This window comes from Chitinophaga cymbidii, assembly GCF_007992715.1.
Lineage (GTDB): Bacteria > Bacteroidota > Bacteroidia > Chitinophagales > Chitinophagaceae > Chitinophaga > Chitinophaga cymbidii.
The window spans coordinates 2,196,215-2,208,885 of the sequence record NZ_BKAU01000001.1; the positions used below are offsets into that span (position 1 = coordinate 2,196,215).

Genomic DNA, 12,671 nt, shown 5'->3' on the forward strand with positions numbered 1-12,671 from the left:
TTTACTTTTTTTGTTCATTATAGATTTTGGTCAGCTGCGCAAGAACATAGGCGCCGACGGCCATAACCAGGTCCCGAACAGCTACATCAAAGTAATGGCCGCTTATTATCAATTGAAGCGCGATGCATGTCAGCCAGGCCATCACGATATATGCGCCTACGAGCGGGCGTAAGAGTACGAGAACCCCGGCAATGATCTCAATAACACCAACAATCTTCATAAATATGAAGGAGTCAAAGGGGATCATATGTTGAATTTGACCAACGTAATCAGTCCAATGAGTAAGAACATTGGTAAATTTGTCAAGCCCCGCTACGATTGGAACCACACCGAAAGTCACCTTCAGCACGGTCTGGAGTTGTTTGATAGTTGCCATGACGTATTAGTTTTGGTATATTGGTTAGAGCAATGACCGGATAAAAGGTTACAGATTCAATTGATTTTTATTGAAAGCCGGTAAAGGTTGTAACCTTTTGATTAAAGTTTCATCTAAATATTATGGCAGGACAGACGAAAGCGATTCCGATTCAACTTTCTGATGAGGAACTTATTTTAAGAATACTGACGGGTGAGAAGCGGCTGTTTGAGCAGCTTATCCGGAAGTATAATCAACGGTTATACCGTATTGGCATGTCTATCCTTGAAAGCGAACCGGAGGTGGAAGATGCGATGCAAACCACCTACATCAATGCTTATGAGCATCTATCCGGCTTCGAGGGACGTTCTTCATTCGGTACATGGCTGACGCGTATTATGTTAAATCAATGCTATGGGCAGAAACGAAAGGCCGCATACCGCTTATCTCATCATGTACAACTGGCTAATTCAGCAGATATGAATACTCCGGCAAATGAAATAGTAAATAAAGAGCTGGGCCGTGTGCTGGAACATGCCATTACCCGGCTACCGGAAAAATACCGGCTCGTTTTTGTATTGCGGGAATTGGAAGAATTGTCAGTGCGTGAGGCCGCTGGAGTGCTCGGCATTAACGAAACAAATATAAAGGTCCGCTTAAACAGGGCAAAGATTATGTTGCGGCAGAACCTTGGTGAGTATATGAAAGACCAGGTTTATGGGTTTCATCTTTCAAAATGTGACGTTATTGTAAGTAAGGTTATGAGGCATCTTCAGCTTGTGTGACTTCCTTCTTCTTGATAGACCGTATTCTGACCGGAAAACGATTTATTAATTATTTTTCATGCTACCCTGGCATATTAAATCATTTTGCATGATTTGTACTTAAATTTCATACATTTGATTTAACGGAATTGCATAAAAAATAATGAATAATAATCATTTTTCACAACTCTTAACTATTTTTCATAACAGAATGGCTCCTGAAGAAGGGTATTTGGCTGGATATGGTGCCATAATCAATACATACGACTTACAGGTTCCGCTTCCGGATATGCTATCCCTTATAAGCCGAAAGCATAAACGATATAAAACAGCAGAATGGATGGTGTTTACCCCAAGATACATGCCTGAAGATACATTAATGGGGCACCTGACTTTTGCGCTGAAGTATGAGGGAATTGAGTTGGCAATTCTTAAAAAGTTATTTGAAAAACTGGATATAAATGAGATAAGTCGGGCGATTGCCGATGAACCGACAGGGCAATATAGCAGGAGGATATGGTTTCTTTACGAGTGGCTGCTGGACAGAAAGCTGGATTTACCTGATCTTGCAATAGGGAACTATATTGATCTTGTAGATGACAGCATTCAATATGCGAGCAGGAAGGAGATAGAAACTTCAAAAAGGCATCGGATAAGAAATAATCTTCCCGGTGAAAGAGGTTTTTGTCCTATGATCAGGAAAACAGCTTTATTGGAACAATATATCGAGCTTGGTTTATCACAACAAGTAAAAAAGGTAATCGGGAAAATACACCCGGATGTAATGGCGAGGGCAGCAGCATTCTTGTTATTGAAAGATTCAAAAGCATCGTATGCTATAGAAGGAGAAAGGCCACCTCAGAACCGTGCCCAACGCTGGGGAAGAGCAATTGGACAGGCCGGGCAAAAATCTATTTCAAAAGAGGAACTGATCCGGCTGCAGCAAATAGTAATAGATAATCCCCGATTTACCAAAATGGGATTTCGAAAACAGGAAGGGTTCATTGGTGAGCACGATAGAAGATATGGAACGCCTGTTCCCGATCATATCTCTGCAAAATGGGAGGACCTGGACATGTTGATGGATGGACTGATCTTCACTGACCAGAAGCTGGAAAGGGACGATTCATTTGATGCGGTACTGGCGGCAACATTAATTGCTTTTGGCTTTGTCTTTATCCATCCCTTTGTGGATGGTAATGGCAGGATCCACCGGTACCTAATCCACCATGTATTGCTGCGGAAAAAATATGTATCGGAAGGAATCATCTTTCCGGTATCTGCAATTATCCTGGAACGACTGAATGAATATCGCAGTATTTTGGAACATTTTTCGAGGTCCAGGCTGGATTTAATAGAATGGAAACCTTCAAAGGATAACAACGTAGAAGTACTAAATAACACAATTGACCTATACCGTTATTTTGACGCTACAAAACAAGCCGAGTTTTTGTATAGCTGCGTCCGGGAGACTATTGAACAAACCATCCCGGAAGAAGTGGATTACCTCGAAAAGTATGATTTGATGAAAACATACCTCGATGATCATTTTCAGATGCCGGATAAGACCGTGGCTTTGCTTGTTCGTTTTTTGGAACAGGGAGAGGGGCACTTGTCTGAAAGAGCTCGATCAAAAGAATTCCAGGCGTTGACAGCAGATGAAGTGAGAGAGATAGAGAATAAATTTCAGAGGATATTCGAGATATGACTATAATTCGTAGCTGATCTTTCCGAACGGAATTATTTATGATCGGGAAAATGATGAATTTCGAACCTCCGAAGTAAATTTTATTTTCCGGCTAATCGCAAGTCTGACGGGGGATTCCGGGGAAAACGAAAAGGGGACAAACCATTTTTTGATGGTTTGTCCCCTTCAGCGGGGAAGGCGGGAGTGGGTTTGAACCCGTACAGTAAAAAATTAAATATTCCCTTAATATCTTTTGAGCTTTCTGTTCTTTGAAAAGTAAATCAAATGTGAGGATTTGAAGCATTCACCGGAAATCCGGGTCATATTCAATTACTTAAAGTTGAAATATCCCATGGAAGGATTATCTAATGCACCTATCAGCATCGTCCTGTCCAAAAGCATATTTGATTCCTCACAACAGGTTTCCGGCAACAATGCACAATTGTGGCAAGCGGCAAGATTGCAGGAATTAGGACCTTGGCCAGAGCTATCTATACAAATGGGATCGCTTGAGCACCATCTTGCATTTTCAATCGCATTATAGACGATCGTTTCCAGATTTCCGGGTTTGCCTTGTCTAACCAATCCTCCTAAGGAGCCTTCTGAATCACCGGAGGCGGTATATATCAATACCCCATTCATATTATCCTCCGGGAATTCCAAGTTGCAATAAATTCTCTCTCTTAAAGATGAACTACCATACCCGCACTCATAGCTGAATTGATTAATTATCAGGTGCGCGAAAGTATGAATCAGAATAAACTCAGGCGTTATCTCCCTTCGAGATCTTCCTTTCGCTTCTCTGGGTAGATTATAATTTCTGGATAGTATATTAGCTCTATTTATTATATCTTCTCTTCGGGACCATTCTTTAAGCTTCTTTTGACTAAATTCAAAAAAGACACCTTCGCCTCTTACTACGACAGCCGGTAACCAGTTGATACTCCTTCCCAACTTGATAAACTCTTTTCTTTCATCCAAATTTTTTCCGTCGTCGGGTAGCCATCGGGAAAACCCAACAAATGCTCTTGTTTCTCTTAGTTTATGCAGAAGAGCAATTGCAGAAAAGCCGTTTTTAATCAAAATGTTATCCGATTCGCTTTCATATTCCTGTGCTGAAATTCTTTCAGAATAAAAATCTTCTTTTTCCGACCCGGCGCCTGAAGTTATATATTCATACTCCATTTTTCTGTATTTCTCTTCATTGTCTCCAAACTCATTCAGATCAGGACCTTCATTTTTTTTGCCAGCTGCTGCAAGTAATTTTTCTGTGTAGAATTCCTTTTTGTCAGGATTAAATTTTTGCTCTGCAATCAGTTCAAACCTTAGCTTGTCAAATTTTCCGTCAACCATACCATTTGATAGGAATCCCCAGTTTTTCTCCAATACTTCAATAATTTTCCTGTCTGTTGATTTATTCCACTGCGGAAGATATATAGAACTACGTACCTGAGAAAAGTAAACATTGGATGCACCCTTTTGAACCACAACAAGTTCCTGTCCGCAATGAACAGTATTCCGTCTATCCGCTTCCTGCCCGAGCCAAGGTTTGCCACCGGAGCAAGTTATGCCCAAATTTGTAAGTGAATGTTCATTAAAAGCACCGCCCATCGTTTTCTGAGCTCCGCAGCTACAAGAAATTTCAATGCCGGATAATGCTCCGGAACTACGTCCTGCGCGCAACCGCAAATTATGTTGCCCTTCGGGTTTAAGCCCTCCGTGAATCCATTCCATGAATGGAAAATCTTCTATATGTCCGTGTGGGCATATGGCAATAAAACGAACGGGAATTAGCCTTTGCCTCTTTTTCTCGGGTATTTCATTGCACGATCTCCCGGAGCTAAACAAAGTGCCCGAACACGTTGGTTTTGTAGAGTCATATATAGATACTTTCTCCATATGCCCGCATCTGGTACAATAATGCCAGCGTGGAAACCGTACGAATGGAATCCGCAGGGAAGGATTGGTAACTCCCTGCCCGGGATCTCTGAAATCAGGCGGAAGTCTGAAGTCTTTTACGCCTAATCTTTTTGCCAGCCGATCCTCCGTTATAACAAACTCACCAGCCTCGGCTAAAGATCTGAGTTTATCCTCCCACATATCGAGTCCGACAACCATCAACGATTCATCTTTGGGGAAATTGATCATTTGTCCGATACCCCAAGGGGTTATTAATTGTGATTGTCTTATAGGTTTTTTGGCAGGCATAATTAGTTGTTGTCGATGTTTAGGTATTCGGCTGGTATTATGTATGCATCACAGGTAGAATCCACATTTCTCATTGACGTAGGAGTTGACCAGGCTCTGTCTTTAACATCTTCAGGCGGGTTTGTCCCGGCTGAGTATATTAGCGGAGTATCTGTTATTTGTCCAAAGGGTTTTCCATACACCATGGGCAACTCACTTTTCCAATATTCTATTTTTTCTTCCAGTAATTCAAGAGTTTTTTCATACTCACCTTCATCAATCAAATTCACTCTGTCGTAAATGATTTGTGTTACCCGCTCAATTACTTCTTCTGATGGAAAAGGCCGGGGTTTTTCCCTGCTTTCGGCTGCTGCGTAAAATCTGACTAAACCTATGAGAATGGCATGTAATGCCCTTTCCCTTGCGGGCGCTGAGAACGGTGTAACGCTTGTCGGCTCAACTCTGCTGTAGATTTTTGAATGATATCCTTGAAAATGTTCAAAATGTGAGCGATCCCTTGGTTTTGAGCAATTATAGATTGTGAAAACCAGCCCTGGCCCTTTTTTGGAACGACCTACACGACTTGTAGCCTGAATATACTCGGATGTTGTTTTAGGCTGACCAATAACGGTCATTAAACCTAAGCGTGGAATATCGACACCTACTGAGATCATGTTTGTCGCAAGGCAAACATCAACCGGATATTCCGATTTATCGCCTGTCCAGGATTTTGAAAGTTGTTCCAGGTATTCGGGAATGTCATTACTGTTAATACGACTAGTCAATTCTATATCTCTGTTAATAAATCTTCGCTCTTCACCTTTAATTGACTTACGGATCCAGATGGAATTCATGTACTCCCGTATGTCAGCACGGATTAATGTTGCAGCATGTCCTAACTCTCTTATACTATTAAAATAAGTAAGTGTTGTCCAATATGGGTCCCGGTCCTTCTCCTGAGCAGCCGGAATGGATTTTATGGATTGAAGGAGTGACGATAAAGTTCTTACTTGTGCTGTCGCATGGGAGGGAAGTGCAGAAGCAAATATACCGGCATACATTCTTCCGGTAGCTGCAGTATCTTCATAAGCAAAGAAAGAATTTCCTGCATTCAAACATTGCGCAGGAAAAATAGTTACATTACCCGCTCCTCTGCCATATAGGGCATTTATTTGTTCTTTGGCCCTGCTTATTGTTGCAGACGAAGCAATAATCTTAGGTTTTTTATTATCTCTTGTACACAATTCTTCAATCATTGTTTCATATAGTCCTACCATTGAACCAAGCGGACCAGAAATCAAATGTAGCTCATCCTGGATAATCAGTTCGGGTGGCGTCAGCCTCTCCTCGCCCCTAAAACCAAAAATAGTTCTGGCCTCCGGTCTCCAGGTAAGCATTGCAAATTTATCTACCGTTCCAATCAGAAGTGTAGGCGGATAGTCATAAATATCTTCATCGATGACAACAAGTGGCAGATTAAATTCAGGCTTTGAAAAATCGCAATCGCTATTGTCGCATTGATACACGATTGTTTCAGATGATCCGACTTTTCGCCTTTTGTAGCCCTTTACCTTATTGGATTTCGCATCTTTCAGATAGCCCATCTGTGCACCACACCATGGGCATTTTAATGCGATAAAGGGATTGTCCTCTTCTTTTCCCTGCTCCATATCCCTATAGGCCTTTCGGGCTTCATCACGTCTGTTGGGAGTCAATTCTCCAACCCAAAGCCCTATTGTAATTCTATCTGACCCCAGTTCGGATTCATGTTCTTTTCTTATTTTATCGCAGGCGCAAATAAGAGAGGCTGCCCTTTGAAATTGTTGCGCCGTAAGTAGCCGAAGCGTGTAACGCATCAGTACTGCGGTGCCTGAATCATTCTTGTCCTTTAATCTTTTTAGAAAGATAGTAAATGCTGATAATCCTAAATATGCTTCCGTTTTTCCACCACCGGTAGGAAACCAAATCAGGTCTACCATTTCCCTGTCCTGATGTTCAGCATCCAACATAGCATTAAGATTCATCAGAATAAAAGCCAGCTGAAAAGGGCGCCATGCACCTAAGCCGGTTTTCCATGTCGTGACGTCATTTATATCAGGAAGGATTACATTCTTTAAGCCTTTAATAATGCCTTTATCCAGAATCCAGTTCCGGGTCTCAATGCTATATTGGAGTTGTTGCAATAACATAGCGCGGTTCATCAACCTAAAAGCTCTGTTCGCACTTTCATTTGTTGTGAGCAATCCAACTCCTTCCTGCATTCTTTCCAAACATTTCCGGCAACTATCAATATGTCTCAGTGCAGTCTCCAACAGATCATCATTTAACGTTGTTGAGGCTATCTGTTCCTGTTGCTCTATCCATGACTCATATTCTTCGTTAAGCTTTACTAGATTTGTAGTTATATCGTTATCTGAGAGATCGCTCAGGTCAAACATTTTCAACTCCAGATTTGCCAGTTCTGTTGGTACGATCGGTTTGATCTCATAAACGGGTATTATTTCTGTTTTAATTGTAGTAGTATGTTCTGTGTCGGTATCGGCCCACGATGGGGAACAACCATGTCCGACAGCAAAGGTCTTTTTATTGCGAAACAAGAGACGATTTGATTTTTCATCATCTTTATCGGTTTTAAGTGCAGCTTCTTTATACGGATAAAAAGAAGGCTCATCAGATACAACAGAGAAAGAAACCTGAAAAAAGCAATCTTCGTTTCTAATATTTTCAATACCTCCAATATATTGATTAATCAGAGTAAAAGTGAGCAGATGAATTCCTGTACTGGAGTTGTCTTCATGAGTACGGTTTCTGATGTTTAATTTTAAATTAATTTCCTTCCCGTCTTTATCAGTCAGAAACTTGTCGACTGATTTCCCAGATTTAACTGGTATGTCACCTGTAGAAAGAATAATTTCCTGATCCAAGGGAACACGATAGTAGGCCGTCCTTGTAGTTGTTGTTCCATCCTCTCTCGGATAAGAGTAATCACCTGTATTATATATCGCTGCTGCAATGATAATTTTAAAACCATTTTGAGGAATCTTTGAAAAACAACTAAAGCCCATGGCAGAAGGGAGAAAACTGTTAGCTAAACCGATCTCTTCTTCAAATCCTTCTGACATATCTATGGGAACCTTGCTGTCTCCTGCCCTTATAGGATCATCCTCATTTCCATGTTCTCCTTCGGTGGTTTCAAAAACCTTTTCTTCATCAGCTGTTGTTGAATCGGCTTTTTTAAAGGTTGCTGCTTTCGGGAATAGAATCCCTGCTCCATATCTCAGTCGGGGAGGCTCATTAATTAATATTTCTTCACCGTTGGCCTGAATATGTGGCTTAATAGGATCCGGGCCAATAATCTCCTTTTTAATAAAATTCAGAATATTGTCTCTCATTTTATCTGAGTTTTCTTTTTAAAATTTCTTGATACTCCTTACGCATGGATTCGGAAATTAAAAGTATCAAACTATATTTCGCCCTGCTCATACCTACATATAGTAGCGATCTTGCTGCGTCACTTGTTATGTCCTCAATGTCGGTAATGATAACATAGTTGCTTTCCATTCCTTTGTAGGCCTGTATAGTTGAAAATGTCCAATAATTCTGATTGCTCTCTGTATCCGGCGCATTTTTAATTTCTTTTATCGTAACCCCCAAAGGTGAGGCGGCACAGGAATATTTCAATTTCCTGGGTGAAATAATAACCAATTCTTTTTCGGATAACTTTAGCTTATAAATCTTCTCCAGTTGTTCTGCCAGAAGCCTTTTCTGATGAGCATCATCTTGGTAAAAATGATACTCAACCGCTATTCCTTCAAGATGCTCCAGAAGAAATGGCGGTTGTTCAAATCCTGATATCAACGATGTCTCTTCACCTATTTGCCTTGTATTTCGACAATTTCTTGTTAGTAAGAAATTAGCATGCTGGCCTGCTTCGATGAGCAGACGAAACATTTCTTGTTTGGTAAGCTGAGCATAAATAGCCTGCTTTTCAAAATCACCATAAATTTCCCAGCTTCCTTTAGCCAAGCCATTTGTCAGCATTGCATCAAATAAAGCAAGGTATTCAGGCCGTACCAGATCCTGGCCTTCATCTATAATCAGTTTGTCAAATTTTTCATATATGCCCTTCTGATATATATCTTTCAACAGAAGCGGGAGATAATTATTATAGAAATCCTGATTATTATCCCGAGGTGTATCGTAATCGAAACCCTTTGATTGCTCAAATAGGAATAAGTGTAAACTAGATACTGTTATTTTGTCTTTCCATTGTTCCAATTGCCTTTGCATCCATTCCCCAATTAACCGGTTGTAACAGGTTAAAAATACACGTTTTCCTTCCGCCGCTGCCCTTACTGCTGACTCAATTGCGATCATTGTTTTTCCTGTTCCGGCACTTCCCTGTGTTATGCTTCTGTCATTGAGCCGGATGGAATCTAATATCCGGTGTTGTTCTTCTGTATATTTTTTGACTTCTTTATTAAATTCATTCAGGCGGTCTTTTGCAGTTCTTACTCTTTCAAAATCCCCTCTCAAAAAATCACAAAGTTCCAGAAGGTCTTTCTCGCCCGGCAGCGACTCATTTTTAGAAAACCATACCTGGCTACTGTGCTTTTGAATGGTTTGACTTGTCAATGTGCAAAAAAAATCTTCTGTTCCCTGTCTTAGAGTATCTTTATCCATTATCTGCCATGCTTCATACTCTACACTGCGCTTATCAAAACTGATATGCGGGAAAGCGCAAAAGAATCCGGATAGGATCCTGCTGAATCTGTGTTTTTTGCCGAACTCCTTTTCTATTGCGCCCTTTAGTGAAAACATTGCATCTCTGGCCTGATTGAAGGGGCTTTTATTCTTATTTACGTTTCCGTATCGGTCAGTAAAATACCATACGCCTTCGATACATTTCACATCTCCTCCTTTTACTTCCATTACATAGATACCTCTGTTGGGAATAAGAATAAGGAAATCAATCTCACCATAAAGTCGCACTGTATGTTGCGAAAGGTTGAGTGAATGGAGCACAATCCAATCTTTTGCAAAATGGCTGGTTTGAAATAGGTTAAAAATCATCTTCTCTGCACTGCTCTTGCAATCCCTGTCAATATATGGTGGTAGAAGTTTTGGCATTAAATCAATTCTTTTTGAAGCAACTTGTTAACAAATCGACTATCTATGAGTTGCCAATTACTCTGTATTTCAGCAACTTTCAGGATATTTACGACGCCCAGCTCCTCTACCTGAATTTTTGTACCAATAATAGAATGATCAGCCAGTCCATACAGCTTTTCTCTGATTTTGTTGCTGATGATATCCGACATTCTCATCCTCCAGCCGGTCATTCTTCTTACGGCATCCCGTACCTTGTCAATGTTGTCATGTAGTAAATCCGAGCCTGTAAGCATTGCTATACTGATCAGGTCCGAGTCATCGTCGGGCCCTATCCTGGATTCATCCAGCAGCCAGTTTTTAATGGTAGCTTCGTGTTTGGTACAATGGAATGTGCGCAATTTTTCAACTAGTTTTTTAAAGTCGTTTCCAACGGAAGCATAATACTCCTTTAAAAGAGTTTTCCAAAGTTGTATCCATTTGTTTACAGAATCCAGATCTTCAGGTCGTGTATTCTGCTCTACAAGACGCGCGAGTATTTCTCTATAAGCACTTATCAGTGCAATAACGTCTCCCGATATTATTGCATCGACCCTTTTTGTATGGAAAACCGGCCTTTTTCGTCTCTTTTCGATCAGTTCATTAATGACTAGGAATTTATGCGATTCAGTGGTATAAAAAAAACATTCGTTTTCAAAATCTATCCTTTTTGCCCTTTCACTTTCTGTCCGAACTCCTTTGGCAATGTATTTTGAATATTGAACACTGTCAAGCTCCAATTCGAATCTTAAAATATCGAAATCTGCTTCATGAGTTGACATAATATTTTCGTCATTTTTATAGAGCAGGCTGAACTCGTTATCCTTTGGTGTTTTTTCCTCTAGCCGGACGCCATTGCTGTTGACGGTTGCTTTTATACAGTTGCATTGTTTTTGATTTCTCCTTTGTAATGAATTAAAGTATCTGTTCTCAAAATGATAAAATAGAAAAGTGATTTCGGAAAATAAAAAAGACGTTAATAATCGGATTGTATTGCTGGATTTGGGCCAGCCAGTTAGTAATGCTGAGCTCGATTCACCAATAGTATTAGCCATACTGGCAATTTTACCTGCAGCTATTACTTTAGGTTTGTATGCCAATGGTTGCTTGCTAATAAAATTTTTTAGAGCAGCCACTTCAATCTCAGTGGGACATATAATGTAATCATAGCGTTTTTCCTGAAGCATTGACAACATCCGTATATACTTTTCAGATGGAGCTAACGCCAATTTGTCTATCAATAATCTGAGCAGCGCAGTACTTTCACCAATTGCTAAACCGGCATCGCCGAGCCAGCTGTTACTTTGCGCAGTTAATATTTCTATTTCATTCAACCTTGCGGTTAATTCTGCTAATTCGTCTTTAGTTAAAGGATGGACGACTGCCGATATTTTATTAGCAAGCTGAATCAGCCGAATTTTCAATATGTTCAGATCATTGTTTGATTCATCTTTCTCTATAGAGTGAATTTTATGGATCAGTGCGTCAAGGTCATCATTACTGCATAGCTCTTTTGAAAGAAGAAATGAAGTGTAATTTTTTACTTTTCTGTTCAGCAATTGAAAAGGAGAGTGATCTATTGGTTTCTCAACGACAAACTGGTCTTTAGTAAAATTATAGAATTCAAACCCAAAATCGCTGATATGCTCGAAACTCTCAATTTCGGATAGATCTGTAATAAGAATAGTAGGAATTCCCTTCGCATCAACATCGGAAAAATCAGTACGTCTTTCTTGAATTGCTGAAAAGCCGTCAATGATAATTTTAGAAATGGGGTTGACTATAGTGTACATCGTCAGATACGAAAGATTACCGGCGATAAGGAGGGGTGCGTTGGGAATTGATATGCCGGTATCACTAATTTTTTCAATCCGGAAGAAATCAGCGAGCGGTTGTTTATTCAGGTATATTTTTCCAAGCGATTCATCTGCGCTCTTTATTCTGGAAACAAGGCAGACCGGCTTCTTTAGAAAAACAAAGTTGCCTTTCGAAGATATGCCTAAGAGATCATCAACCGGATCATTTGATTTAGGTAACAGGTTTTCGTATACGGCCTTGCGGGGTGATAAAACTTTTCGGGAAGCGGGAGCCGGTTTAAGGTTGTCAATGCGTGATGTTTTTAAGGAAACGTAATCTCCATTTGTATCTTGCCAAGGAGCATTCTTAGACTCAGTACCTTTAGTTTTAAATACTATTTCTACTTCGTCTCCCTTTACCCATTCCACTACGGCTTTGTTATTAAGAAGCAGTTTTTGCCCCGGCTTATAAACTTTATAGGCCTCAAAAATATCCTGTCTATTTTCTCTGAATTCGGATTGAAGATGATCAAGAGAGAGATTCAGAGAAAGCCATTGTGCTACGTAATCTTTAGCTGGAAAAACGAGGCAGAGTTTATTGGAAGCAGCATGGGCAAAGAATTCTTCAATAAGTCGTAGCGAATTCTTCAGAAACGTAGGTAATGCATGGCCATCTGACTGGTTTTCACACGTATACAAAAGTTTGTGAATGAATTCTTGACTCATTTTATTCG

General features: G+C 40.2%; 7 protein-coding genes. 2 read left to right on the forward strand and 5 right to left on the reverse strand.

Features of this window, described 5'->3' with window-relative positions; translation table 11 throughout:
* Nucleotide 1 precedes the first annotated feature (1 nt).
* Nucleotides 2–376 carry a hypothetical protein gene (locus CCY01nite_RS09020; RefSeq protein WP_146859840.1) on the reverse strand — a complete coding sequence of 125 codons (375 nt, stop codon included), beginning with the start codon at nt 374–376 and terminating at the stop codon, nt 2–4.
* A 122-nt stretch (nt 377–498) separates the two neighbouring features.
* On the opposite strand from CCY01nite_RS09020, the gene CCY01nite_RS09025 reads away from it, so the two are divergent.
* Together CCY01nite_RS09025 and CCY01nite_RS09030 are read left to right on the forward strand one after the other, a co-directional pair.
* A complete protein-coding gene (locus CCY01nite_RS09025; protein ID WP_146859842.1) occupies nt 499–1,140 on the forward strand; it encodes a sigma-70 family RNA polymerase sigma factor in 642 nt (213 codons plus the stop codon).
* 190 nt (nt 1,141–1,330) lie between these two features.
* Nucleotides 1,331–2,827, forward strand: a complete 1,497-nt coding sequence (locus CCY01nite_RS09030) for a Fic family protein (RefSeq protein WP_222614334.1) — start codon at nt 1,331–1,333, stop codon at nt 2,825–2,827.
* A gap of 309 nt (nt 2,828–3,136) precedes the next feature.
* On the opposite strand, the gene drmB is transcribed toward CCY01nite_RS09030, so the two are convergent.
* From drmB to CCY01nite_RS09050, 4 genes are read right to left on the reverse strand one after another with little or no spacing between them, the layout of a single operon-like run.
* Nucleotides 3,137–5,014 (reverse strand): MrfA Zn-binding domain-containing protein, encoded by a 1,878-nt coding sequence (gene drmB, locus CCY01nite_RS09035; RefSeq protein WP_146859846.1) that lies wholly within the window; start codon nt 5,012–5,014, stop codon nt 3,137–3,139.
* A 2-nt stretch (nt 5,015–5,016) separates the two neighbouring features.
* On the reverse strand, nt 5,017–8,385 hold the full coding sequence (locus CCY01nite_RS09040; protein ID WP_146859848.1) for a helicase-related protein: 3,369 nt from the start codon (nt 8,383–8,385) through the stop codon (nt 5,017–5,019).
* 1 nt (nt 8,386) lies between these two features.
* On the reverse strand, nt 8,387–10,123 hold the full coding sequence (locus CCY01nite_RS09045; protein ID WP_146859850.1) for a nuclease-related domain-containing DEAD/DEAH box helicase: 1,737 nt from the start codon (nt 10,121–10,123) through the stop codon (nt 8,387–8,389).
* Nucleotides 10,123–12,663 carry a DrmE family protein gene (locus tag CCY01nite_RS09050; protein ID WP_146859852.1) on the reverse strand — a complete coding sequence of 847 codons (2,541 nt, stop codon included), beginning with the start codon at nt 12,661–12,663 and terminating at the stop codon, nt 10,123–10,125. The genes CCY01nite_RS09045 and CCY01nite_RS09050 overlap by 1 nt, the downstream gene beginning before the upstream one ends.
* Between the last annotated feature and the right edge of the window lie 8 nt (nt 12,664–12,671).

Bases quoted from the DNA above. Each gene is read 5' to 3' on its own strand.
- CCY01nite_RS09050 (WP_146859852.1), bottom strand. From the start codon at position 12,663: ATGAGTCAAGAATTCATTCACAAACTTTTGTATACGTGTGAAAACCAG.
- CCY01nite_RS09020 (WP_146859840.1), bottom strand. From the start codon at position 376: ATGGCAACTATCAAACAACTCCAGACCGTGCTGAAGGTGACTTTCGGT.
- CCY01nite_RS09045 (WP_146859850.1), bottom strand. From the start codon at position 10,123: ATGCCAAAACTTCTACCACCATATATTGACAGGGATTGCAAGAGCAGT.
- drmB (WP_146859846.1), bottom strand. From the start codon at position 5,014: ATGCCTGCCAAAAAACCTATAAGACAATCACAATTAATAACCCCTTGG.
- CCY01nite_RS09040 (WP_146859848.1), bottom strand. From the start codon at position 8,385: ATGAGAGACAATATTCTGAATTTTATTAAAAAGGAGATTATTGGCCCG.
- CCY01nite_RS09025 (WP_146859842.1), top strand. From the start codon at position 499: ATGGCAGGACAGACGAAAGCGATTCCGATTCAACTTTCTGATGAGGAA.
- CCY01nite_RS09030 (WP_222614334.1), top strand. From the start codon at position 1,331: ATGGCTCCTGAAGAAGGGTATTTGGCTGGATATGGTGCCATAATCAAT.